The sequence below is a fragment of the Vibrio sp. M60_M70 genome, assembly GCF_037162085.1.
In the GTDB taxonomy this organism is placed as follows: domain Bacteria; phylum Pseudomonadota; class Gammaproteobacteria; order Enterobacterales; family Vibrionaceae; genus Vibrio; species Vibrio diabolicus.
Map to the genome: position 1 here is coordinate 3,318,502 of NZ_JARLUL010000001.1, position 24,373 is coordinate 3,342,874.

Consider the following 24,373-nt stretch of genomic DNA (forward strand, 5'->3'; position numbering starts at 1 on the left):
CAATCTGTGTGAACACTCATCGCAATAATCATCGTTTAAGGAGGTGATCCAGCGCCAGGTTCCCCTAGCGCTACCTTGTTACGACTTCACCCCAGTCATGAACCACAAAGTGGTAAGCGTCCCCCCGAAGGTTAAACTACCTACTTCTTTTGCAGCCCACTCCCATGGTGTGACGGGCGGTGTGTACAAGGCCCGGGAACGTATTCACCGTGGCATTCTGATCCACGATTACTAGCGATTCCGACTTCATGGAGTCGAGTTGCAGACTCCAATCCGGACTACGACGCACTTTTTGGGATTCGCTCACTTTCGCAAGTTGGCCGCCCTCTGTATGCGCCATTGTAGCACGTGTGTAGCCCTACTCGTAAGGGCCATGATGACTTGACGTCGTCCCCACCTTCCTCCGGTTTATCACCGGCAGTCTCCCTGGAGTTCCCGACATTACTCGCTGGCAAACAAGGATAAGGGTTGCGCTCGTTGCGGGACTTAACCCAACATTTCACAACACGAGCTGACGACAGCCATGCAGCACCTGTCTCAGAGTTCCCGAAGGCACCAATCCATCTCTGGAAAGTTCTCTGGATGTCAAGAGTAGGTAAGGTTCTTCGCGTTGCATCGAATTAAACCACATGCTCCACCGCTTGTGCGGGCCCCCGTCAATTCATTTGAGTTTTAATCTTGCGACCGTACTCCCCAGGCGGTCTACTTAACGCGTTAGCTCCGAAAGCCACGGCTCAAGGCCACAACCTCCAAGTAGACATCGTTTACGGCGTGGACTACCAGGGTATCTAATCCTGTTTGCTCCCCACGCTTTCGCATCTGAGTGTCAGTATCTGTCCAGGGGGCCGCCTTCGCCACCGGTATTCCTTCAGATCTCTACGCATTTCACCGCTACACCTGAAATTCTACCCCCCTCTACAGTACTCTAGTCTGCCAGTTTCAAATGCTATTCCGAGGTTGAGCCCCGGGCTTTCACATCTGACTTAACAAACCACCTGCATGCGCTTTACGCCCAGTAATTCCGATTAACGCTCGCACCCTCCGTATTACCGCGGCTGCTGGCACGGAGTTAGCCGGTGCTTCTTCTGTCGCTAACGTCAAACAACGCCGCTATTAACGACGCCGCCTTCCTCACGACTGAAAGTACTTTACAACCCGAAGGCCTTCTTCATACACGCGGCATGGCTGCATCAGGCTTGCGCCCATTGTGCAATATTCCCCACTGCTGCCTCCCGTAGGAGTCTGGACCGTGTCTCAGTTCCAGTGTGGCTGATCATCCTCTCAGACCAGCTAGGGATCGTCGCCTTGGTGAGCCCTTACCTCACCAACTAGCTAATCCCACCTAGGCATATCCTGACGCGAGAGGCCCGAAGGTCCCCCTCTTTGGCCCGTAGGCATCATGCGGTATTAGCCATCGTTTCCAATGGTTATCCCCCACATCAGGGCAATTTCCTAGGCATTACTCACCCGTCCGCCGCTCGACGCCGTTATCGTTCCCCGAAGGTTCAGATAACTCGTTTCCGCTCGACTTGCATGTGTTAGGCCTGCCGCCAGCGTTCAATCTGAGCCATGATCAAACTCTTCAATTTAAGATTTTGTTCGGCTCAATGAATACTGAACATTACATAAAGTAATGTTTGAATTGACTGTGCTGAATCCGAAGATTCAATGGTCACTTCGTTTCATTGAAACCTAAATTGTTTCCGAAGAAACTATTTGGATTATCATCAACGAGTGCCCACACAGATTGATAGGTCTATATTGTTAAAGAGCTTGCTTTGCGAGAAGCTTTTCTCTCAAAGCGGAGGTGCATTCTAGCGATTTAATTGACAGTGTCAAACACTTTTTCAATTTTATTTTCGTAGAAGCTTTTTACCTCTCCGACTCTGCTGAAGCCTTATCGCGTCTGCCGTGTCGGTGGATGCGCATTATAGGGAACTCAGATCCGTTCGCAACCCTTTTTTGGAAAAAAATGGAAAAAACTGACTGTTCGATGACTATTTCATCAAAAAAGCAAAAAAGAGGGTAAAAAACCCTCTTTTTCAGCCTCAAAAGTCGTATTTAAATGAATGCGTACGCGTCTGCGAACATACGTTCGCTCTTCGCTTTCTTGTTCTGAGTGAACTGTTCACGTGCTGCTCCAGCCATTTCGAAACGACCTGCAATATAGATATCGTAGTTTTCTAAGCTTTCGAAATCTTCACTCACCGCTTGTAGCACGTTACCAACCTTACCTTGCCAATCAGCAGGTGCTTCTTCTACTACTGGAACAAAGTGAACGTTAGTAAACTTATCGGCGATCTCGACCAGTTCTTCTTTTGCATAAAGTTGGCAGTTATCACGCGCCCCCCAATATAGATAGATAGGGTTGGTTTTATTCTGCGCTACGCAGTGATCCAGAATCGAGCGCACGTAACTAAAACCTGTACCACCAGCAATTAATAATAGTGGACGTTCACTTTCTTCTTGAACCCAAGCATCACCATGCGGGGCATCAATTTCAATCTGACCATCAGTTTCAAGCGCCGCTTGCATTGCTTCGACAACTTCTTGAGCGTAAGCGTTGTGTTCCGCCGCACCGATGTGCAGTTCAAGTTCACCTTCATGACGGCAAGGGCTGCTCGCGATAGAGAAAGGACGTTTGTCTTTTTCACCCATCACTACCATCAGGTACTGACCCGCTTTAAAAGGCACTGGTGATTCTGGGTGAAGAAGGATTTGGTAAGTATTACAAGCTAACGGCTGAATAGACTTTACTTTACATTGGATGGTCATGGTGTTCCTCTCGCTTACTCATCAAAAGTAAGCACTAAATTACTTTCTGTATAGGCTTGGCAAGGGAATATCCAACCTTGCTGTTGCTCTTTTTCGGTTAGCATCGGTTCGAGGTGGTAATTCACCTCGCCCGTTAGCTTTTTACACATGCACATGGCGCAAGCGCCAACTTGGCAACGGTGAGGGAAGCGAATATTGTTGTTGAGCGCAGCTTCCAACACCGTCTCCCCTTCTTTTACTGGAAACGTAACGTCCATTGGTAGAAGGTGGACTTGATGACTCATAGAATACCTAACTGGTCCCAAATCTCATCGACTTTAGCCACAAGTTTAGGATCTTTTTTGATAGGCGTACCCCACTCGCGCGTGACTTCAGATTCGAACTTGTTGGTCGCATCCAATCCTAATTTGGATGAACTCTCAGTATTACCACGCACTTGAGTTGTGTCTCTATCTGGGTCCATTCGAGTTGTCACAGCCCAAATGATGTCATTCCAATCTCGTGCATTGACGTCATCGTCGCACAAGATAATGAATTTGTTATCCGCGTACTGAGCAAAGAAACCCCATAAATATTCCATCAATTCTTGAGATTGACCGGCTTGGTCTTTCTTCATGGTCACAACAGCAAATTGGTTGTTTGCTGTGGCTGGTAGATAGACATCAACAATCTCAGGACGTTGCTGTTTTAATGCATCCAGATCCGCTTCGTTAATCGCTTTATTGTCACGCTCAGTAACCTTGGTTCGTGTCGCGAGTTCAGCATCCCATTTAATGGTCGCATCTAAACCCATCTTGGAGCCAAGACCGACCACAGGTGAAGCAAAGTCGAGCGAGTCGATTGGCGTGTTATCTATCATCAAGGTATCACGTACTGGGTCCATATGCTCTGACATGGCTTTCACGACATCATTCCAATCTCGTGCATTTACCGATTCATCGCACACAATAACAAACTTGGTGTACATGAATTGACGTAAGAAAGACCACACGCCCATCATTACGCGCTTGGCATGTCCTGGGTACTGCTTCTTCATGGTGACGACTGCCATTCGGTACGAACAACCTTCTGGCGGTAGATAGAAGTCTTCAATTTCTGGGAACTGCTTTTGCAGAATCGGCACAAAGACTTCGTTTAATGCCACACCCAATACAGCTGGTTCATCTGGCGGACGGCCTGTGTAGGTACTGTGGTAGATTGGGTCTTTACGCATGGTAATGTGCGTAATGGTAAACACGTGGTGCTTTTCTTTTTCGTTGTAGTAGCCAGTGTGATCGCCATAAGGACCTTCATCAGCAAACTCGTTCGGGTCGATATAGCCTTCCATCACGATTTCAGCGCTCGCTGGCACTTCCAAATCATTACTAACTGACTTCACGACTTCAGTTTTGCTGCCACGTAGTAAACCTGCAAATGCGTATTCCGATAACGTATCTGGCACTGGCGTTACTGCGCCAAGAATGGTTGCGGGGTCTGCACCAAACGCAACCGAAACTGGGAAAGGTTTACCTGGATTGGTTTCCATCCAATCACGTAGGTCAAGCGCACCACCACGATGAGCTAACCAACGCATTATGATTTTGTTCTTGGCGATTTTCTGTTGGCGGTAAATACCTAGGTTCTGACGTTTCTTGTTTGGACCTTTGGTCACGGTTAAGCCCCACGTAAGCAGTGGTGCAACGTCTTCCGCCCAGCAACTCATTACCGGGATTTTGTCCAAGTCGACTTCATCACCTTGCCACACAATCTCTTGGCACGATGCTTTTCTTAAGCGCTTGGCTGGCATGTTCAATACTTGCTTGAACACTGGCAATTTTTCCAATGCGTCTTTGAAGCCTTTTGGTGGCTCAGGTTCTTTCAAATAAGCCAGCAGCTTACCGACTTCTCTTAATTCTTTAACATCTTCACGTCCCATACCAATCGCGACACGCTCTGGTGTACCAAATAGGTTGGTCAAAACAGGTACGTCGTAGCCAATTGGGTTCTCAAACAACAGCGCAGGTCCACCAGCACGCAAGGTGCGGTCACTGATTTCTGTCATTTCGTAAGCGGGGTCGACGGGGTGAGCAATGCGTTTAAGTCGACCTTTCTGTTCTAGGTGGTCGATAAATTCGCGTAAATCCTTAAAACTCATAGGCCTTCATGACTGGCTGATTAAACTGTCCGCAGTATAACAAATAGGAGGACGCTAAGATCCTCCTATTTTGTGTGGGTATGTGAGCCAGATTACTTTAATACTTGCTCTATCTGCCGGGTCTTCACTTGATGGTTGTTAGAGACTAACTCTTCCAACCAGGTTTGATGCCCTTGCTGCGCCAGCTCTCGAGCGACCATGGTAGCTTCTTCCGATAGTGCCATTTTGCTCACTAGAAACTGTTTCACTTGCGGAGATAAAGGGTTGGATTTTGTGAGTAGACTAATGGCTTCTGGTTTGAGTGACGGATTGACGGTGGAGTTCATCAATTGCTGAATTGAAAAAACGTCCCCAACCGTAGCTAAACGCTCGAGTTCGGACTGGCTGTTGTAATCCGCTCTCATCCGCCAGAGTAAGTTGTACACTTCCTCATCTTGACTTACTTGCGCTAATCTCACGATCACGGCTGTCGATGGTAGCCAACTGGTCACATTCGCTTTGGTTAACTGAGTGGTTAATGCGGCAAGCGCATGCGGTGATAAGCTGTCCAACTCTCGAATCAAAAGTGCTTCACGCGCTTGAGCTTGTTGAGATTGCCCTGTAAGCCATTGCTTTAAGTCGAGCTCTTTCCGCTCAGCTTGTAGTACAAAGTCCAAGGTACTTTGGTCTTGCTTCCAACGCTTAATCAAGCGGCTCGCAATGGCAGGAAAGTTAAAGGCAGGCACACTAAACTCATACCCGTCCCCTCGCTCTAGAACCTGATAAGTAGGAGTCATACGGATCTGAGACTCAACAAACAGAGCCATTCTAGGCGTGAGAATCACATCTTGCTTCTCAAGCTTTTCCAATAACCGAAAACGCACGACCTCTTGTTGAGGTAAAGCTAGTCGATCAAGGGCAAATTTAAGCGAGTCGACCTCATCCCTGACAACGTAATCAAGCAGTTCAGAGACTTTAGCCTGTATTTGAGTATCCTGAAGCCACTGTTCTACTACAGACTCCTGCATTTCCTTGGCAGATAACGTCGCGGGTAGTGTGATAAGTGACAAGCTCAGGAGTAATGACGACAACATTCCTTGTTGCATGTTAACCTCCCGATAACATTTCTCCTCATTCTGATGCTTCCATCGGGAGAAAGCAACAAAAAAGCCACCGTTAACGGTGGCTTTTTTAGAATAAGGACTCAGCTATTACTGACGACGCATCGCATCGAAGAACTCATCGTTGGTCTTCGTCATCGCTAGCTTATCAATGAGGAACTCCATTGCGTCGATTTCGCCCATTGGGTGAACGATCTTACGCAGAATCCACATTTTCTGTAGTTCATCAGTCTTCGTCAGCAGCTCTTCACGACGTGTACCTGAACGGTTGAAGTCAATCGCAGGGAATACACGCTTCTCAGCAATCTTACGGTTCAAGTGCAGTTCCATGTTACCTGTACCCTTGAACTCTTCGTAGATAACTTCATCCATCTTAGAACCAGTATCAACTAGTGCTGTTGCGATGATAGTTAGGCTACCACCCTCTTCAACGTTACGTGCCGCACCGAAGAAACGCTTAGGACGGTGTAGTGCGTTTGCATCCACACCACCTGTCAGTACTTTACCTGATGAAGGTACTACGGTGTTGTAAGCACGAGCGAGACGAGTGATAGAGTCAAGCAAGATAACCACGTCTTTCTTGTGTTCAACAAGACGTTTTGCTTTCTCGATTACCATTTCCGCTACTTGTACGTGACGAGATGCTGGCTCATCGAAAGTCGACGCGACTACTTCACCTTTAACTAGACGCTGCATCTCTGTTACTTCTTCTGGACGTTCGTCGATAAGAAGTACCATCAACTCACACTCTGGGTGGTTGTATGCGATGCTTTGAGCAATATTTTGCAGAAGCATTGTCTTACCCGCTTTTGGCGGAGCAACAATCAGACCACGTTGGCCTTTACCGATAGGCGATGCCAAATCTAAAACACGTGCTGTGATGTCTTCTGTAGAACCGTTACCACGCTCCATTACCATGCGTTCATTTGCATGTAGAGGGGTAAGGTTTTCAAATAGGATCTTGTTACGAGCGTTGTCTGGTTTGTCGTCGTTAACGGTATTGACTTTTAGAAGGGCAAAGTAACGTTCACCGTCTTTTGGTGGACGAATTTTACCAGCGATAGAGTCACCAGTACGTAGGTTAAAGCGACGAATCTGACTTGGTGATACGTAGATATCGTCCGGACCCGCAAGGTATGAACTATCTGCACTGCGTAGGAAACCAAAGCCGTCTTGCAGAATTTCCAGAACCCCATCGCCAAAGATGTCTTCGCCGCCTTTAGCGTGCGCTTTTAAAATCGCGAAGATGATGTCTTGTTTTCTTAAGCGAGCTAGGTTCTCTAATCCTAAGCTTTCGCCCAGTTTTACAAGGTCAGACACAGGTCTGTTCTTCAGTTCGGTAAGGTTCATGGTGGTGGATTCTTGTTTAGTCAAAATAAGATCTGTTTTCTAGTTAAGATGGATTTGGTCTCAGGATCGACCAAGAAGAGAAATTTGTTCAATTAACGCGCGATAAGTTAGCACTAATTAGTATTCTAGTCCAGAGTTAGAAAAACAAAACCGTGCGTTGTTACTTTGCACGGTTTTATCTGTAATCACTTGGTGATTATAAGTTTGCGTCCAAAAACTCTTTTAGTTGAGTTTTAGACAGAGCACCAACTTTCGTTGCCGCTACGTTGCCGTCTTTGAATAGCAGTAGCGTTGGAATGCCGCGAATACCAAACTTAGGTGGTGTACCTGCGTTATGGTCGATGTTTAGTTTACCGATAGTGAGTTTGCCTTCGTACTCGTCTGCGATTTCATCCAGAATAGGAGCGATCATTTTACAAGGACCACACCATTCTGCCCAGAAATCCACTAGAACCGGGCCTGCAGCGTTGATTACATCGTTTTCAAAACCGTCATCAGTTAGCTGCAAAATCTTATCACTCATCTTCCACTCCAATGTGTTTTTCGAAACTGGTTGGATGATAACCAGTAATTAGATGCCCTATTGGAATGTATTTACTTTCGTATTGCAAGCTTTAGCTGATATTCTATAGCCATGAAAAAGACGCATATCACAGAGCAAAAGTTCGCCGATTTGGGCTTAAAGCCCCAAGTTATTGAAGGATTGGACAAAAAAGGGTTCGAATTTTGTACCCCTATCCAAGCCTTGGCGTTGCCGGTCCTGCTCACCGGCCAAGACATCGCAGGCCAGGCCCAAACGGGTACTGGTAAAACGCTCGCGTTTCTTACTGCTACATTCAACCACCTTCTGACGACACCGGAGCATGAAGGTCGTAAACCTACGCAGCCACGCGCAATCATTATGGCGCCAACACGTGAGCTTGCTATTCAGATTTACAATGATGCAGAAGCATTAACTGAGAGCACTGGTCTAAAAACCGCTTTGGCTTACGGTGGTGAAAGCTACGATAAGCAATTGAATAAGCTGCAAGATGGTGTCGATATTCTGATTGGTACGACAGGTCGTATCATCGATTTCTACAAACAGCGCGTATTCAACCTTAACAACATTCAAGCCGTTGTTCTGGATGAAGCCGACCGCATGTTCGATCTTGGCTTTATTAAAGACATTCGCTTCTTGTTCCGTCGTATGCCTGAACCAAAAGAGCGTTTGAACATGCTGTTCTCAGCGACGCTTTCTTACCGTGTTCAAGAACTGGCATTTGAGCACATGAACACCCCTGAGCATGTTGTGGTAGAGCCAGAACAGAAAACTGGTCACCGCATTCAGGAAGAACTTTTCTACCCTTCTAACGAAGATAAAATGGCCCTCCTTCAAACTTTGATTGAAGAAGAATGGCCAGATCGCGCCATCATTTTTGCGAACACGAAACACAAGTGTGAATCGGTTTGGGGTCACTTGGCCGCCGATGGACACCGTGTCGGTCTTCTTACTGGTGATGTACCGCAGAAGAAACGTGAAAAGATTCTTGAGCAATTCACCAAAGGCGATGTCGACATTCTTGTTGCAACTGACGTTGCTGCGCGTGGTCTGCATATTCCTCAAGTGACGCACGTTTTCAACTACGACCTTCCTGACGACTGTGAAGATTACGTTCACCGTATTGGCCGTACCGGTCGTGCTGGTGCAAGCGGCCACTCGATCAGTTTTGCTTGTGAAGAGTACGCAATTAACCTGCCTGCAATCGAAGAATACATTGAGCACACTATCCCAGTTTCAGAATACGATTCGTCAGCGCTGATCCAAGATCTGCCAGCGCCAATTCGTATGCGTGCGCCACGCAACCAACAGCGTCGTACGAATACTGGCGGAACTCGTTCAGGTTCAGGTAACCGCAAGCCGCAAGGACGTCGTCCACGCCAACCACGTCAGTCGGCACCAAAACAATCGTAAAAGGAAACTGAGTTCGTTTATGAGTCAAGCAGGATCATCGCCGCTATACGCCGCCATCGACCTCGGGTCGAACAGTTTTCACATGCTCGTTGTGCGTCATATCGATGGCAGCGTTCAAACAATGGCTAAAATTAAGCGCAAGGTTCGTCTAGCCGCGGGCCTAGATGAACATAATTCTCTTAGTATGGAAGCTATGCAGCGAGGATGGGACTGCTTAAGTCTATTTGCGGAACGCTTGCAGGACATTCCTAAACAAAACATTCGTATTGTAGGCACAGCCACTTTACGTACCGCCACGAATGTAGATGTGTTTCTGGAGAAAGCGAACCAGATTCTTGGTCAACCAATCGACGTTATCTCCGGTGAAGAAGAAGCGGCCACTATCTATAAAGGTGTCGCACACACTTCTGGAGGCAGCGGTCGCCGTCTTGTTGTCGATATCGGTGGCGCAAGTACCGAGCTCATCATCGGTGAAGGTTTCGAAGCCAAAGCACTGACCAGTTTAAAAATGGGTTGTGTGACTTGGCTGGAAAACTTCTTTAAAGATCGCCAGTTGAATGCGCGTAACTTTGACGCAGCAATTGAAGGCGCGAAGCAGACAATCCAGCCAATTCTAGAGCGCTATACTGAAATCGGTTGGGATGTGTGCGTTGGCGCATCCGGCACCGTTCAGGCATTGCAAGAGATAATGCTAGCGCAAGGTATGGACGAAGTAATCACTCACTCCAAATTGAAACGCCTGCAGAAGCAAGCCATGTTAGCCGATCATTTAGAAGAGCTCGACATTGAAGGCTTAACGCTTGAACGTGCGTTAGTGTTCCCTAGCGGCCTATCTATTTTGATTGCCGTTTTTGAATTACTGGAAATCGACGCGATGACACTCGCTGGCGGCGCACTACGTGAAGGCTTAGTCTACGAGATGGTTGAAGAGCTACGTCAAGAAGACATCCGTGCTCGCACAATTGCCAGCGTACAAAATCGTTATCAGCTCGATCACCAATACGGTGAACAAGTTGCGACACTGGCAAGCAAACTGTTGGAGCAAGCCGGCGGCGATGAGTGGATTACTGAACCTCAAGGCAAGATATTGCTTGAAACCGCCGCAAAGCTGCATGAAATCGGCTTAACGATCGATTTCAAAAAAGGCGGTGAGCACAGTGCTTACCTACTCCAGAATTTGGATTTACCTGGCTACACTCGCGCGCAGAAGTTCTTTATTGGTGAGATTGCCCGTCGTTATCGAGAACAACTCACCTCACTGCCTGAGCAACACGCGTTATCAGGCTCAAGTGCCAAGCGCGTACTGCGGTTGTTGCGCTTAGCGGTGTTGTTGACTCACCGTCGCAACCAAAACTTAGAGCCAAACGTCGTATTAACGGCTGAAGGTGACAACCTAACATTAAACATTGATGCGCAGTGGCTAGCGGCCAACCCGTTGACCGCCGCTGAGCTAGAAATCGAATCCAACCGTCAAACTGATATCGGTTGGCCATTAACGATTACCTCTGATTAATGGTTGTTATCCCATGACAAAGGCTCCTTTTGGAGCCTTTTTAATACCCGTTATTATCCTATGTACAACTCATAGAGTTTTGAGACACCGATGATCTAAATACTCATTTCGCTGTACATTTGCTTTAGAAACAACAAAGCCGCTATTAAAAGCGGCCTTGTTGCTATTAACTGATGAAAACTATGCCGTCGTAGTGACTTTAAAGTTAGGGTTCACTGCCGTTAGCTTCTTAATTAAGTAATTCAGTAGTACGCCGTACATAGGCACAAACAGACCAAGACTAATCACCAACTTAAAGCCGTAGTCCACCAGCGCGATTTCCGTCCAATGTTCCGCCATAAATGGATCTGGACTTTGGTAGAACGCAATCGCGAAGAAGGCGATGGTATCCAGTGCATTACCAAAAAGCGTTGAACACGTTGGGGCCACCCACCACTGTTTCATTTGGCGTAGGCGGTTGAACACGTGCACATCCATAATCTGACCAAGTAGATACGCCATGAAGCTAGCAATCGCGATACGAGCAACGAATAAGTTAAATTCCCCTAGGTGACCAAAACCTTGGAACTGCCCCTCGAAGAACACCACCGATAAGAAGTAAGAGACAGCCAAAGCAGGCAACATTACTAAGAAAATGATCTTACGCGCCAACTGAGCACCGAAAATACGTACGGTTAAATCCGTCGCAAGGAAAATAAATGGGAAGGTGAATGCACCCCAGGTGGTATGTAAGCCAAAGATAGTAAACGGTAGCTGAACTAGGTAATTGCTGGATGCAATAATGACTAGGTGGAATAAAACCAGATAGATAAGGGCGTTGCGCTGCTGCGCAGGGGTAAAGTTACTCATGCGATACCTTTTTAGTTTGGTTTGGGGGCGAGGGAACCCAAATCGAGCGTTTTCTACAGAGAAAAGCACTCTTACCAACAATGTAAAAAATGACGATTAAACTAGCTTAACTCATTCAGAGTAAAGCGGTGGGCGATTATACATTAACCAATTTTACTCACAAGCGGTGTTTTATACGCAAACGTTTCTTCGCGAACATCACGTCAAAACCAAGGGCTTTGATGCAAAAATAAGAAAGGGTGTTTCATGTGAAACACCCTTTAAAGAATAGATAACTTGAATTTAGAAGCCGCGTTGGAACAATCCGGCTAAATAGTCGAGCTCTTCCCTACTCTCTTCTATTGTTAGCGCTTCAAACCAAATCGCTTCGCTGTAGTGCTCCGCTTTCATAAATAAGCGGCAGCCTTCAAAATCGATCAACCAAGAGTGAATATCCGCATCCCACTGTTTTTCTACCACAGACGCAGATAATAATTTAACCAAACGCTCACCCAATGCCGGAAAAGTATCGAGGTCGAAGCTTGGAGCGGTAATAATAAGACGCCCTTCTTCAACAATGTAATCAGCGAGACCAAATTCCTTGTGCATATAGATTCCTTATCCGTGGTGAGTAATGTGTTCTTGGATCAAATCCAAGAATGGATCGGCGTATTTTTCTAGTTTACGTTGACCAACGCCACTAACCGCTAACATTTCGCCGTATGACGTTGGCAGCATTTCTGCCATATCAATCAAGGTCGCATCACTGAATACCACATATGGTGGTAAACCATCTTCATCGGCGATCGACTTACGTAGCTTACGTAGTTTGGCAAACAACTTCTTATCGTAGTTTTTGCTGGTCAGTTTATCCGACTTCGCGGCACGTGCAGCGGTATCTAAACGTGGAACTGCAAGTTCTAAAGACACATCACCACGTAGTAATGGACGTGCTTCTTCGGTTAATTGCAACGTCGAGTTACGAGTGATGTTTTGAAATAGCAGCCCTTTATGAATTAACTGGCGGAAGATACTCACCCAGTAATCATGGCTGTGATCACGACCAATGCCGTAAGTCGAAATTTTATCGTGGCCGTGTTCGCGCACACGAATGTTTTGCATTCCACGCAGCACCTCAACCACATACGTCATACCAAAACTTTGGTTGACGCGGTAAACACACGACAACGCTTTGCGCGCTTCTTCGGTCGCATCAAAGTGTTTTGGTGGGTCCAGGCAGATATCGCAGTTACCACACGGCTTTTCGCGATACTCTCCAAAATAGTTGAGCAGTACCTGACGACGACAGGTTTGCGCTTCCGCAAAAGCACTCATCGCATTGAGTTTGTGGCTTTCTACCTGCTTCTGCGGTCCATCATCTTTTTCATCCAACATACGACGCAACCAACTGATGTCTGCTGGGTCATACAACATCATCGCTTCGGCAGGCAGGCCATCTCGCCCTGCTCGACCGGTTTCCTGATAATAGGACTCGATGTTACGTGGAATATCAAAATGCACAACAAAGCGCACGTTTGGCTTATTGATACCCATGCCGAATGCAACCGTCGCAACGACGATTTGAATGTCATCACGTTGAAAAGCTTCCTGAACGTAAGCTCGCTCTTCAGTATCCATCCCTGCATGATAACCAGCTGCGCGGATATGGTTGTTGCATAGCTTCTCGGTCACCATTTCAACTTTCTTACGACTGCCGCAGTAAATAATGCCGCAGCTTCCCTTTTGGGTGGCTAGATAGCGAATGATTTGAGAAACCGGTTTGTGCTTTTCCACCAAGGTATAACGAATGTTGGGACGATCAAAGCTTCCTAGATACACCTGAGGCTCATGTAAGCGTAAGCGTTCTAGAATATCACGACGCGTCGCATCATCGGCGGTGGCAGTGAGTGCCATAAAAGGTACATGTGAAAAGTGTTGCTTTAACTGACCTAGCGCCGCGTATTCTGGGCGAAAATCATGTCCCCACTGAGAGATACAATGTGCTTCATCCACGGCGATCATAGATAAGGGTAAGTTTTCTAAACGCTCAATAAAGTCACGCATTAACACGCGCTCTGGCGAAACATACACTAGCTTAAGCTGACCAGAGTGCATGCGATTATACACACTCAGCAGCTCTTCTCGATTCATGGTCGAGTTCACACACTCCGCAGCTACGCCATTGGCTTTCAGTTGATCAACTTGGTCTTTCATCAATGAAATCAGCGGTGAAATCACCAAGGTAATCCCTGAGCGCACTAACGCCGGAATTTGGTAACAGAGAGATTTACCACCACCCGTCGGCATGATGACTAAGCTGTCTTTGCCTTCAATAGCGGCTTCAATAACTTCTTGCTGACCATCACGAAACGTCTGGTAACCGAATACTTCCTCCAACACACGTTGAGGCGTTACAGGCGTATCTGATTGTTCGGCTAGCAAGGTTGAGGTCATGAATAATCTCAGATTGAGTGATCGTAGAAATGCTTTTGCATGCCCAGGCACACAAAGTGAGGGCACATTGTAATGGGGTTTCGTGGTGAATAAAACCGCAAATTGCTAGGTGTTTCGCATCACGACTCGTATACTGATTTTCTGCTCTATAAACACACAATTAGGTGACACCTCATGACACCAGAAGACGAACAACAACGCGCTCGGCAAGGTATCTTGCTGGCGATTGGTGCCTATACCATGTGGGGCATTGCGCCGATGTATTTTAAATCCATCGCACAAGTATCCCCTTTGGAGATTCTGAGCCACCGGGTGATTTGGTCTTTCTTTTTGCTTGCCGCACTCCTTCACTTTGGCCGTCACTGGCGCTCGGTTTACTACATCGCGAAAGACAAAACGAAGATCGCTTACCTGATCGCAAGTTCTGTATTAATTGGCGGAAACTGGCTGATTTTCATCTGGGCGGTCAATTCCAATCATATGCTTGACGCGAGCTTAGGCTATTACATTAACCCATTAATCAATGTCTTGCTCGGCATGGTCTTTTTGGGAGAGCGACTTCGTAAGTTGCAATGGTTTGCTGTCGTATTAGCGGGCTGTGGTGTACTGGTCCAATTGATTGTATTCGGCTCCGTGCCCGTTGTTGCGATGGCGTTAGCAATGAGTTTCGGCTTCTATGGCCTCTTAAGGAAGAAAGTCAGTGTCGATGCAAAAACAGGATTGTTTATCGAAACATTACTCCTTCTGCCTGTCGCCGCCGTGTATCTGCTGTTTATTGCAGAAACCCCAACGTCGAATATGCTCACTAACCCGTTAGCATTAAATAGCTTGTTGATTGCAGCAGGGGTGATTACCACACTGCCCCTACTTTGTTTTACGGGTGCGGCAACAAGGCTCAAATTATCAACATTGGGCTTTTTCCAGTACATTGGCCCAAGCTTGATGTTCTTACTTGCAGTACTGATGTATGGCGAACCCTTTAGCATGGATAAAGCGATTACCTTTGCCTTTATTTGGGGAGCGCTAGTCGTATTTAGCTTTGATGGACTGCGCAACAACCGTCGCTCACGCCGAATCGTTCAGCCACAGTGATCGTTTTTTACAAGACAAGTTAGAAATTGCCAGATAAGCTTGGTCATAATGTGACCAAGCTTTTTTGTATGTAATGGAACAGATTCAATACTACGCAACCGACCATGATCAGCTGAGCCTGATCGAGGCGAAATACCAGAAGTTTGCCTTCCAAAGGCACTATCATCTGGACTTTCACCTCGGTCTGATCACGCATGGCACGCAAAAGTTCCAATATCAAGGCTGTAGCCATCAAGTGGGTCATGGGCAAATCGTAATTATGCCGCCAGATGAACTGCACGACGGGCACTCTAAGCTCGAAAGTGGCTATGAAGTGAATGTATTTGCGATCGAGCCGCACCTACTCAGCGATCTTGCCGATCTTAGTCAAAATGGTCAAATAATCCGCTTTAATGAATTGATCATCTCCGATCCACAGATATTTTCACAACTTAGTAACTTGCATGCTCTTCTTCGCCGCGAGAACCTCAGCCAACTCACCAAAGATTGCCTTCCTTTTGAAGGATTTAATCAACTTTTTGATCGCTACGGATCACTCGCGAGGCAAAAAGTGGTTCCGCTTGGAAAACAGTCTTTGCATACCTTAAAAGATTACTTAATGGCGAATCTCGACCAAACAGTTCGTTTAGATGCACTATCAGAGCTCTGTCAACTGAGCCCCACGCAATTTCAACGCCATTTCAAAGCGCAAACAGGTATGACTCCCTACGCTTGGTTTGCTCGCTTGCGATTAGAGCAAGGAATGAAACTACTCCAAGCAGGATGGTGTGGTACGGACGTCGCCTATCAAGTGGGTTTTTATGATCAGGCCCACTTTAGTAAAGCGTTTAAACAAACCTATGGCGTCTCGCCTTCACAAGTGGCACGCTAATATCTCATACGCTGTGGTATTCAGTACTGCTAGTTTTTTACAAGCACTAGCGAATAAGAATCACGACAATAGCTCATATCCACTATGTTTTGAGATGTGTTATGAATGAATCGACTATCCTTTTAACGCTTGCCAGTATCCACTTCATTGCCTTAATGAGCCCAGGTCCGGATTTTGCGCTTGTGGTACAAAATGCCACCCGTCATGGCCGTCAAACTGGCTTATACATTGCGCTTGGCTTATCAGTCGGTATTTTGCTGCATTCTTTATTCAGCATAACGGGGGTGAGCTATTTAGTTCACCAGCATCCTCTGCTCTACTCCGTCTTACAATTGCTTGGGGGCAGCTATCTGTTGTATTTGGGTATCGGTGCACTGCGCGGCGTGATCGCGACGATCAAAAAACCACTTTCTGATCAGCCAAGCAAAAACAGTAACCTTGTGATCGGTAATAAACGTCAGGCGTTTACCAAGGGGTTCGCAACCAATATTCTCAACCCCAAAGCCTTAGTATTTTTTGTGAGTTTAATGTCGAGCCTTGTCCCAGTGGGCATGTCGGTGACAGGAAAAGGAATTGCTCTGGTGATTTTGTTTGGTTTGTCGCTACTCTGGTTTTCTAGCCTTGCATGGATGCTGTCAACGCAGCGCTTGCAAACAAGATTACAGCAAGCCGGCATTTATATAGATGGTTTATGTGGTGTGGTATTTACCCTAGTTGGCAGCAGTATTTTAGTGCAAACCTTCCGCTCCTTTCTCGATAACTCTCTGATTTAAAAGCGTCGCACACTCGACATTTCTTTAATAGGAAACTCGACGACTATCTCCGTGGCTGCCAAGCTGAATAACCTTAGTTGGCAACATGGAGAGTCATCATGCAATGGACATTTAACCGACTCGTACTCTCGGGTCTTTTTCTTACTTCCCCTTTCACCTTCACTGGACAAGCCTTCGCTAACCAAGCTGCAGATTCGGTCGCACCAGAGCACAGCACTGGCATTGAGCAAAAGCAGCTGGTCAAAGCTAAAGATTATATGGTTACCGCTGCTAACCCACTGGCGACCCAAGCGGGTGCAGACGTACTTGAGCAAGGCGGGAATGCGATAGATGCCATGGTCGCGGTGCAATTGATGCTTGGCTTAGTTGAACCCCAGTCATCAGGTATTGGTGGCGGTGCGTTCTTAGTGTATTGGGATACCGAAAAGCAAAAACTGACCACTTACGACGGGCGTGAAACCGCCCCCTCGCCGTAACGCCAAAGCTATTTTTAGATGAGAACGGTCAGCCATTGCAATTCTACGATGCCGTGGTTGGTGGACGCTCTGTCGCAACACCAGGCACCGTGAAACTATTGTGGGATACTCACCAGAAATACGGCAAGCTGGAATGGAAAAAGATCATTCACCCTGTTATCTCGCTTGCGGAGCAAGGATTCAAAGTCAGTCCTCGCCTAGCAAGCTTGATAGAAAAAGACGCCGAGCGTTTATCACGCTTTCCAGTCACAAAAGCCTATTTCTTTAACTCGGATGGCTCGCCAAAAACCGAAGGTACGCTATTAAAAAACCCTGAATACGCACAAACGCTGAGTGCTATTGCTAAGCAAGGCGCCCAAGCCTTCTACCATGGGGACATAGCCAGAGACATTATCGAGACGGTACAAAACGCGCCGGGTAACCCCGGTGTATTAGCCCAACCCGACTTTGATACCTACCAAATCAGACAACGTGAGCCGGTTTGTGCAGCATACCAAAGCTATGACATTTGCGGCATGGGACCACCAAGCTCTGGCGCGCTCACCATTGGTCAGATTTTGGCGATCACTGAACAGTACGATCTCAAAGGCTGGGGGGCTAACAGCATTAAATCTTGGCAAGTACTCGCCGATGCATCGCGTCTAGCGTTTGCTGACCGTGGTAAATACATGGCAGACCAAGATTACGTGCCGATGCCAACTCAAGGCTTGCTTGATAAAAGCTACCTCCAGCAGCGAGCAGAGCTGATCCAAGTCGGCAAAGCACTAAGCAAAGTTGAAGCGGGCAATCCTCCGTGGTCGCACGCAATGAACTTAAGCATGGACGAGTCCATTGAACTCCCTTCCACCAGCCATTTCAATATCGTCGATAAGCAAGGCAATGTGGTTTCCATGACGACCACCATTGAGAATGCGTTTGGCTCGCGCTTAATGGTGCGTGGCTTCTTGCTCAATAATGAACTGACCGATTTTTCTTTCCGTACTCATAACGACGGAATCCCAATCGCCAACCGCATAGAACCAGGCAAGCGTCCACGATCTTCAATGGCCCCGACCATTATGATGAAAGATAACAAACCTTACATGGCAATAGGCTCTCCGGGTGGCAGTCGAATCATCGGTTACGTGGCGCAAACCATCATTGCCCACACGCAATGGGATATGAATATCCAACAAGCAATCAATCAACCACGATTACTCGACCGTTTTGGCACCTTAGATATTGAGCGAGGTACCGCTGCAGAAGGCTTACAGCCAGAGCTGGAGAAGATGGGCTTTAAAACCAATGTTCGTGATTTGAATTCTGGACTGCATGCGATACGCATCACAAAAGATGGACTAGAAGGTGCCGCAGATCCTCGTCGAGAAGGAGCAGCAATCGGCAAATAGGCCTGTTTTGCTCGACTCCTTGTGCGAGATCTCTCACAAGGAGTGGAGCAAACCTCTCTTTTTTAATGGTAAAACAGCCCACAAACAAACATAAGCCATTGAATAATATAAATATGTTTATTTTTCAAACGCTTTTGATTGAGAAAAATGTGGGCTTCGACCATTGTTGAGAATCGTGAAGAGCGTAATATGAATCTTGTCGGAAGGATGCTGACACGGAACAGGAAACACCACGGATTTGGTGAACTTCAGGAAGAAGAAACGGGTATTCAGGATGAATAGTCGGGCATGGATTGCAAAACTGGACATTGAACGGAATCAATAGCAACTAGGACGGTTGCTACTAAGGACGGGAAATGGACACCTCTGGACGAGGAAAGGACTAAACATCAGGATGATGTCATGGACACCGCTCAGGGAACAAGTGATGAGAGCTAACGAGGATGGTTAGCAGACCAGGATAAGGTCAAGGACACCGCTAGGAAGGCGACGAAAGGATTAAGCTGAAGGAATGCAGCACGCTATCAAGGATTTGATGCATGGAGCACTTTTAGTAGCTGGATTGCTGCGAGTAAGACTATAACCCCGACGGGCGTAAGCCCTCGGGGTTTTTCTTTGTCTAAAGATAAGCGATTTAGACCAAGAGCCTTTTCGAATAGCGTCATTTAGCTCCCTATCTTTCAGCATTTTGTTGATTCCAAACAGCCAAAACAGAAAGAGCCACCGAAGCAGCTCTTATGTTCATTTTTTCACAAAGCCCTACAGCTTCTCCAGTCTCGCGTAAGCGGTGACTAACCATTTAATGCCTTCACCGTTGAAAGCAATCTGCACTCGGCTTTGTGGGCCACTGCCCTCAAAGTTGATGATCGTTCCTTCACCAAATTTCGGATGCATCACACGAGAACCTAGTGAAAAACCAGTCTCATTGAAGTTTTCTTTTACTGCGGTTTGGCTAAAACGTCCACTACTTGAAGGGCGACTCACTTGCGCCTTCATGCGCACTTCATCCAAACACGTTTCTGGTAATTCACGAATAAAGCGCGATGGTTTGTGGTATTTGTCCTGACCATATAGGCGACGCATTTCCGCGTAAGTAATGTAGAGCTTTTGCATCGCGCGCGTCATGCCCACATAACACAGACGGCGCTCTTCTTCCAAACGCCCTGCCTCTTCAGCGGACATCTGGCTTGGGAACATACCTTCTTCCACACCGACCATGAATACCAATGGGAATTCCAAACCTTTCGCACTGTGCAGCGTCATCAGTTGGACTGCATCTTCAAATTCGTCCGCCTGACCTTCACCCGCTTCTAGAGCCGCATGTGTTAAAAATGCTGTCAGCAGAGACATTTCTTCCGCTTCTTCTGGTTTTTCGAATTGGCGAGTGGCGGTAACCAGCTCCTCCAAGTTTTCTATGCGAGCTTTAGACTTTTCGCCCTTCTCTTGCTCATACATCGCAAACAAACCCGAGTACTTGATCACGTGGTCCGTTTGCTCGTGCAATGGCATTTCTAGTGTATCGTCTTCCAGCGCGGTGATTAATTCGACAAAACGACTTAACGCACCAGCTGCTCGACCCGGTAATACTCGCTCATCGAGCATTGCCAGACTGGCTTCCCACATAGTGCACCCTCTATCACGAGCTGCACGACGGATAGTCTCTAGCGTCTTATCGCCCAGACCACGTGTTGGGGTATTCACGACACGTTCAAACGCGGCATCATCGTTGCGATTCGCCATCAAACGCAAGTAGCTCAACGCATCTCTGATTTCTTGACGCTCGAAGAATCGCATGCCTCCGTAAATACGGTACGGTAAGCCTGCCTGAATTAATGCTTCTTCCAAAACACGAGATTGCGCGTTGTTACGATACAGCATCGCAGCATCATTCAATGCGCCGCCATTCTCTTGCCACTCTTTGATTTTATTGACCGCAAAGCGCGCTTCATCAAGCTCGTTATAAGCGCTGTAAACCGAGATCGGCTCGCCCACATTGCCATCCGTCCACAGCTCTTTACCCATGCGTTCAGTGTTGTTCGCAATCAAGGTATTGGACGCTTCAAGAATCGTCTTGGTCGAACGATAGTTTTGTTCGAGACGAATGGTGTTCACGCTCGGAAACTCCAGCGTGAACTTCTCAATGTTCTCGACTTTTGCACCGCGCCAACCATAAATTGACTGGTCGTCGTCACCAACAATCATCACGTGACAATCTGGGCCAGCCATCATGCGTAGCCAAGCGTATTGAATGTTGTTGGTGTCTTGGAATTCGTCAACCAAGATATGCTTAAAGCGTGCTTGGTAGTGTTCACGCACAAACTTGTTGTCACGCAGTAGCTCATGCGCGCGCAGCAAAATTTCCGCAAAGTCCACTAAGCCAGCACGATCACACGCTTCTTGGTAAGCGGTATACAGCTGCAAATAAGTTTTGGTCACTGGATCGTGATAAGCGTCGATATGCGATGGGCGTAATCCTTCGTCCTTCTTACCATTAATCCACCATGAAACTTGGCGTGCAGGCCACTGCTTTTCATCCAAGTTTTGTGCTTTGATCAAACGCTTTAACAAGCGCTGCTGATCATCGCTGTCTATGATTTGGAAATCTTCCGGTAGCTTGGCATCAAGATAGTGTGCACGCAAAATGCGGTGACAAATACCGTGGAAAGTCCCATTCCACATGCCAGATGCACTGCCCATCATCAACTCTTCAATACGACCACGCATTTCTGCTGCCGCTTTATTAGTGAAGGTGACCGACATGATCGAGAAAGGAGAAGCTTGCTCGACTGACATAAGCCAAGCGATACGGTGAACAAGAACGCGAGTCTTACCACTCCCTGCACCAGCAAGGACAAGTAAGTTTTCTAGAGGAGCTGCAACGGCTTCACGCTGTTTATCGTTTAGACCGTCGAGTAATAGAGATGGATCCATCATGATGAGCTACTGGTTATTTATACATAAAAACCGATTATAACCTAAACAGCTGGGTGCTGTTTAGACAAAACTTGATAAAAAATTCGCTGTTTTTTTAATCTTTCATTCAAAGAGTTAACGAAGGTAATCACTCCAAAACCATTCGCGAGAGTTATTTTTATGAAAGTTTTTCTGCCTCATCTCTATCTTTTAATTTAAGCAAGTGGATAAAGGTTGTACGCCAAACGGCGAATCGACTTGCCGAATGAAAGTAAAAGGAAATCACTCAGAGGAAATTATGATGAAAAAATCGAATCTTGCTGTTACTGCTGCTGTTACTGGCCTTCTTGCTCTTGGTGGCACCATGCTCACCGCAGCCCCTGCTGTCGCAGCAGAAAAAGAAAAGTGTTATGGCGTGGCGAAAGCCGGTAAAAATGACTGCGCAACGAAAAACAGCTCTTGCGCGGGCACCTCTAAAGAAGACAACCAAAAAGATGCTTTTGTTGTCGTTCCTAAAGGATTGTGTGACAAATTGGCTGGCGGTAGCACCAGCGGCTCATAACTCAACATCACAAGTTTCTGTGGGGCGCGTTGCACTTTAACCAACGCCCCCAGTTACTCGCCAATCAGAAAAGGAGTTTCACGTGAAACATCACTCTTTCCATCCTCTTGCTGGCGTCGGATTACGCTCCCCTCATCTCGATTATTTTAGCCAACACAAACCTGAGCTGTCGTGGTTAGAAATCCACAGCGAGAACTACTTTCAGCCCAACTCAGTAGAGCACCATCAACTGCAAGCATTACGCGAGCACTACCACATCAGCTGCCACGGTATTGGTTTGTCACTGGGCTCGGTGGAGCGTGTGAATACGAAACATTTAGCACAACTAAAAGCATTGATAAATACAATTGACCCGCTCTTCGTCTCTGACCATTTAAGCTGGAGTGAAAATGGTGGTCACTACTTCAATGATCTACTTCCCTTGCCTTACACGGAAGAAGCGCTGCAAGTATTCACTCGTAACGTGCTTGAAGTGCAAGAATACCTACAACGTGAAATCTTAATTGAGAACCCATCTAGTTATGTGAAGTTTCACCATTCAACCATCAGCGAATGGGATTTTCTTACCGAAGTGCAAAAGCGCACCGACTGTCGTTTATTACTCGACTTAAATAACGTATATGTTTCCGCCTTCAATCACGGTTTTGATTGCGACACATACCTAGATGCGATTCCAGCCGACAAAGTCGACGAGATTCATTTGGCAGGTTTTACTATTAAGCCGTTGGATAAAGGTGAGATTTGGATTGATACTCATAGCCGTCCCGTCAGTGATGAAGTATGGCAGCTGTTCGTTAGTTGGACACAAAAACACGGCCCTCGCCATACGCTGATTGAATGGGATTTGGATATTCCTGCACCAGAAATCCTCCTTGGCGAAGCAGAAAAAGCATCCTCACTATTGCAGCAAAACCATTTGATTGACCAAAAGAGCAAAAGGAAAGCGTCATGAATCTTGCGACCTTGCAGAGTCAATTTGCTAAAGCCCTACATTATCAAGCGCTCGGTGAAGAATGCGACATTGTGAGTGACAAATTTACCGCAGATGAACGCATACAGATTTACCGCAATAACTTTATCATCAGCTTGAGTGAGGTATTGGCAGCGACCTACCCAATGGTTGAAGCCTTAGTTGGAAAAGAGTGCTTCGATCAAATTGCTCGCCAACACGTACTTTCTCACCCCTTAGCTGAAGGTAATGTCGTACATTATGGTGCTGGCTTTCAAGATACGATTATGCAGTTTAGTCAGGTCATGACCCAAGCCCCGTACACTCCTGAAGTCGCAAGGTTTGAATGGCATATGGACTTAGCTCGACAAATACAGAATGAGAAAGTCGAAAAACCAAATCGAATCCCTTTATCTGCACTTGCCCAAGTGACGGAAGAACAACAACCTCAATTGGTGTTTCATTTTCGCACTGGCAGTCGCAGCTTTGACTCAAACTACACCGTATTTGATCTCTTTCATGCGATTCAACACCAAGAGTTTGAACAGCTCAATATCAATCAATTACAGCGAGGAGTCATCTCTATTCAAGCCAATGGAGAAGCTCAATGTCACGCACTCGATACCGATGTTTTTCAACTGCTGCAATGTGTAGAGCAGAAGCAGAGTTTGAGCGAAATATCCGAAGCTTTGCTCGTTCACCTTAATAGCATCATGGCACTCGATCTCGTTGACGGCTTTACATTGAAATCAATCTAAGGAGCACTCTATGACGAATACGGTTAAAAACTTAGTCAATCGGTACGACGACTTGATCAATACCTTACAAGCTGGCTTTGTCCCTTTACTACTTCTCTTTTGTCGCTTGTGGGTTGCATGGGTGTTCTTCAATTCAGGGTTAATCAAAGTTTCTTCTTGGGATAGCACGCTGTATCTATTCGAATTGGAATACCAAGTGCCACTTTTGCCTTGGGAGTTAGCGGCCTACATGGGAACGGCTGCCGAGTTAATTCTGCCAGTATTTTTAGCGTTGGGATTAATTACCCGCCCGATGGCTGCGATTCTGTTTGTGTTCAATATCATCGCGGTCATCTCTTACCCGGTATTGTGGGAAAAAGGGTTCTATGACCATCAATTGTGGGGATTCATGATTTTAGTGGTCATCGTATGGGGACCAGGAGTTATCTCTATTGACCATGTTATAAAGAACAAGCTGACGCGATAAAAAAATCCCCGCAGTGG

19 protein-coding genes, 1 rRNA gene and 1 pseudogene are annotated in these 24,373 nt (G+C 46.7%); 10 read left to right on the forward strand and 11 right to left on the reverse strand.

Annotation, left to right across the window (positions count from 1 at the left end):
• Nucleotides 1-36: 36 nt before the first annotated feature.
• The 7 genes from P4S59_RS15530 to trxA form a co-directional block, all read right to left on the reverse strand.
• A 16S ribosomal RNA gene (locus P4S59_RS15530) occupies nucleotides 37-1,589 on the reverse strand.
• A gap of 472 nt (nucleotides 1,590-2,061) precedes the next feature.
• On the reverse strand, nucleotides 2,062-2,775 hold the full coding sequence (gene fre / locus P4S59_RS15535; protein WP_005398442.1) for an NAD(P)H-flavin reductase: 714 nt from the start codon (nucleotides 2,773-2,775) through the stop codon (nucleotides 2,062-2,064).
• A gap of 14 nt (nucleotides 2,776-2,789) precedes the next feature.
• Nucleotides 2,790-3,059, reverse strand: coding sequence for a 2Fe-2S iron-sulfur cluster-binding protein (locus P4S59_RS15540; RefSeq protein WP_012841284.1), 270 nt, complete (start codon nucleotides 3,057-3,059; stop codon nucleotides 2,790-2,792).
• Complete coding sequence (gene ubiD, locus P4S59_RS15545; protein WP_268980005.1) at nucleotides 3,056-4,909, reverse strand: 4-hydroxy-3-polyprenylbenzoate decarboxylase; 1,854 nt, start codon at nucleotides 4,907-4,909, stop codon at nucleotides 3,056-3,058. The genes P4S59_RS15540 and ubiD overlap by 4 nt, the downstream gene beginning before the upstream one ends.
• Before the next feature lie 92 nt (nucleotides 4,910-5,001).
• Nucleotides 5,002-5,994, reverse strand: coding sequence for a hypothetical protein (locus tag P4S59_RS15550; protein WP_005398448.1), 993 nt, complete (start codon nucleotides 5,992-5,994; stop codon nucleotides 5,002-5,004).
• Between the two features lie 105 nt (nucleotides 5,995-6,099).
• The gene (rho, locus tag P4S59_RS15555; protein ID WP_005378757.1) at nucleotides 6,100-7,359 is read right to left on the reverse strand and encodes a transcription termination factor Rho; all 1,260 of its coding nucleotides are present in this window, start codon (nucleotides 7,357-7,359) and stop codon (nucleotides 6,100-6,102) included.
• Between the two features lie 196 nt (nucleotides 7,360-7,555).
• Complete coding sequence (trxA, locus tag P4S59_RS15560; protein WP_004745500.1) at nucleotides 7,556-7,882, reverse strand: thioredoxin TrxA; 327 nt, start codon at nucleotides 7,880-7,882, stop codon at nucleotides 7,556-7,558.
• Nucleotides 7,883-7,993: 111 nt separating this feature from the next.
• Here trxA and rhlB point away from each other — a divergent pair, with 111 nt between their 5' ends.
• Nucleotides 7,994-9,313: an ATP-dependent RNA helicase RhlB gene (gene rhlB, locus P4S59_RS15565; RefSeq protein WP_005397003.1), complete on the forward strand. Its 1,320-nt coding sequence runs from the start codon at nucleotides 7,994-7,996 to the stop codon at nucleotides 9,311-9,313.
• Between the two features lie 19 nt (nucleotides 9,314-9,332).
• Complete coding sequence (gene gppA / locus P4S59_RS15570; protein WP_046874560.1) at nucleotides 9,333-10,826, forward strand: guanosine-5'-triphosphate,3'-diphosphate diphosphatase; 1,494 nt, start codon at nucleotides 9,333-9,335, stop codon at nucleotides 10,824-10,826.
• Between the two features lie 180 nt (nucleotides 10,827-11,006).
• Here the strand turns inward: gppA and P4S59_RS15575 are convergent, their stop codons facing one another.
• From P4S59_RS15575 to recQ, 3 genes are all read right to left on the reverse strand, one after another.
• Nucleotides 11,007-11,675: a 7-cyano-7-deazaguanine/7-aminomethyl-7-deazaguanine transporter gene (locus P4S59_RS15575; protein WP_005397008.1), complete on the reverse strand. Its 669-nt coding sequence runs from the start codon at nucleotides 11,673-11,675 to the stop codon at nucleotides 11,007-11,009.
• A gap of 282 nt (nucleotides 11,676-11,957) precedes the next feature.
• Complete coding sequence (locus tag P4S59_RS15580) at nucleotides 11,958-12,263, reverse strand: DUF3630 family protein (protein WP_047010220.1); 306 nt, start codon at nucleotides 12,261-12,263, stop codon at nucleotides 11,958-11,960.
• A gap of 9 nt (nucleotides 12,264-12,272) precedes the next feature.
• Nucleotides 12,273-14,108, reverse strand: coding sequence for an ATP-dependent DNA helicase RecQ (gene recQ / locus P4S59_RS15585; RefSeq protein ID WP_005397012.1), 1,836 nt, complete (start codon nucleotides 14,106-14,108; stop codon nucleotides 12,273-12,275).
• Between the two features lie 174 nt (nucleotides 14,109-14,282).
• On the opposite strand from recQ, the gene rarD reads away from it, so the two are divergent.
• The 4 genes and pseudogenes from rarD to ggt all read left to right on the forward strand — a co-directional run bounded on the left by rarD (nucleotide 14,283) and on the right by ggt (nucleotide 18,708).
• Nucleotides 14,283-15,200: an EamA family transporter RarD gene (gene rarD, locus P4S59_RS15590; protein ID WP_005397014.1), complete on the forward strand. Its 918-nt coding sequence runs from the start codon at nucleotides 14,283-14,285 to the stop codon at nucleotides 15,198-15,200.
• 73 nt (nucleotides 15,201-15,273) lie between these two features.
• Nucleotides 15,274-16,071: an AraC family transcriptional regulator gene (locus P4S59_RS15595; protein WP_006743074.1), complete on the forward strand. Its 798-nt coding sequence runs from the start codon at nucleotides 15,274-15,276 to the stop codon at nucleotides 16,069-16,071.
• A gap of 101 nt (nucleotides 16,072-16,172) precedes the next feature.
• Nucleotides 16,173-16,844, forward strand: a complete 672-nt coding sequence (locus P4S59_RS15600; RefSeq protein WP_337168614.1) for a LysE family translocator — start codon at nucleotides 16,173-16,175, stop codon at nucleotides 16,842-16,844.
• 98 nt (nucleotides 16,845-16,942) lie between these two features.
• Nucleotides 16,943-18,708 (forward strand): annotated as a pseudogene (ggt, locus tag P4S59_RS15605) (gamma-glutamyltransferase).
• Between the two features lie 759 nt (nucleotides 18,709-19,467).
• Here ggt and uvrD read toward each other — a convergent pair.
• Nucleotides 19,468-21,642, reverse strand: coding sequence for a DNA helicase II (uvrD, locus tag P4S59_RS15610; RefSeq protein ID WP_337168615.1), 2,175 nt, complete (start codon nucleotides 21,640-21,642; stop codon nucleotides 19,468-19,470).
• 280 nt (nucleotides 21,643-21,922) lie between these two features.
• Here uvrD and P4S59_RS15615 point away from each other — a divergent pair, with 280 nt between their 5' ends.
• From P4S59_RS15615 to P4S59_RS15630, 4 genes are all read left to right on the forward strand, one after another.
• On the forward strand, nucleotides 21,923-22,183 hold the full coding sequence (locus P4S59_RS15615) for a BufA1 family periplasmic bufferin-type metallophore (protein WP_031780600.1): 261 nt from the start codon (nucleotides 21,923-21,925) through the stop codon (nucleotides 22,181-22,183).
• Nucleotides 22,184-22,265: 82 nt separating this feature from the next.
• Nucleotides 22,266-23,135, forward strand: a complete 870-nt coding sequence (gene bufB / locus P4S59_RS15620; protein ID WP_337168616.1) for an MNIO family bufferin maturase — start codon at nucleotides 22,266-22,268, stop codon at nucleotides 23,133-23,135.
• Nucleotides 23,132-23,890 (forward strand): HvfC/BufC N-terminal domain-containing protein, encoded by a 759-nt coding sequence (locus tag P4S59_RS15625; protein WP_337168617.1) that lies wholly within the window; start codon nucleotides 23,132-23,134, stop codon nucleotides 23,888-23,890. The genes bufB and P4S59_RS15625 overlap by 4 nt, the downstream gene beginning before the upstream one ends.
• A gap of 10 nt (nucleotides 23,891-23,900) precedes the next feature.
• On the forward strand, nucleotides 23,901-24,356 hold the full coding sequence (locus P4S59_RS15630) for a DoxX family protein (protein WP_012841278.1): 456 nt from the start codon (nucleotides 23,901-23,903) through the stop codon (nucleotides 24,354-24,356).
• Nucleotides 24,357-24,373: the final 17 nt, after the last annotated feature.

Coding starts and splice junctions, on each gene's coding strand:
- trxA (WP_004745500.1), bottom strand. CDS start 7,882: ATGAGTGATAAGATTTTGCAGCTAACTGATGACGGTTTTGAAAACGAT.
- P4S59_RS15615 (WP_031780600.1), top strand. CDS start 21,923: ATGAAAAAATCGAATCTTGCTGTTACTGCTGCTGTTACTGGCCTTCTT.
- ubiD (WP_268980005.1), bottom strand. CDS start 4,909: ATGAGTTTTAAGGATTTACGCGAATTTATCGACCACCTAGAACAGAAA.
- rhlB (WP_005397003.1), top strand. CDS start 7,994: ATGAAAAAGACGCATATCACAGAGCAAAAGTTCGCCGATTTGGGCTTA.
- fre (WP_005398442.1), bottom strand. CDS start 2,775: ATGACCATCCAATGTAAAGTAAAGTCTATTCAGCCGTTAGCTTGTAAT.
- P4S59_RS15540 (WP_012841284.1), bottom strand. CDS start 3,059: ATGAGTCATCAAGTCCACCTTCTACCAATGGACGTTACGTTTCCAGTA.
- P4S59_RS15595 (WP_006743074.1), top strand. CDS start 15,274: ATGGAACAGATTCAATACTACGCAACCGACCATGATCAGCTGAGCCTG.
- P4S59_RS15575 (WP_005397008.1), bottom strand. CDS start 11,675: ATGAGTAACTTTACCCCTGCGCAGCAGCGCAACGCCCTTATCTATCTG.
- uvrD (WP_337168615.1), bottom strand. CDS start 21,642: ATGATGGATCCATCTCTATTACTCGACGGTCTAAACGATAAACAGCGT.
- P4S59_RS15630 (WP_012841278.1), top strand. CDS start 23,901: ATGACGAATACGGTTAAAAACTTAGTCAATCGGTACGACGACTTGATC.
- P4S59_RS15550 (WP_005398448.1), bottom strand. CDS start 5,994: ATGCAACAAGGAATGTTGTCGTCATTACTCCTGAGCTTGTCACTTATC.
- P4S59_RS15580 (WP_047010220.1), bottom strand. CDS start 12,263: ATGCACAAGGAATTTGGTCTCGCTGATTACATTGTTGAAGAAGGGCGT.
- rarD (WP_005397014.1), top strand. CDS start 14,283: ATGACACCAGAAGACGAACAACAACGCGCTCGGCAAGGTATCTTGCTG.
- recQ (WP_005397012.1), bottom strand. CDS start 14,108: ATGACCTCAACCTTGCTAGCCGAACAATCAGATACGCCTGTAACGCCT.
- rho (WP_005378757.1), bottom strand. CDS start 7,359: ATGAACCTTACCGAACTGAAGAACAGACCTGTGTCTGACCTTGTAAAA.
- gppA (WP_046874560.1), top strand. CDS start 9,333: ATGAGTCAAGCAGGATCATCGCCGCTATACGCCGCCATCGACCTCGGG.
- P4S59_RS15625 (WP_337168617.1), top strand. CDS start 23,132: ATGAATCTTGCGACCTTGCAGAGTCAATTTGCTAAAGCCCTACATTAT.
- P4S59_RS15600 (WP_337168614.1), top strand. CDS start 16,173: ATGAATGAATCGACTATCCTTTTAACGCTTGCCAGTATCCACTTCATT.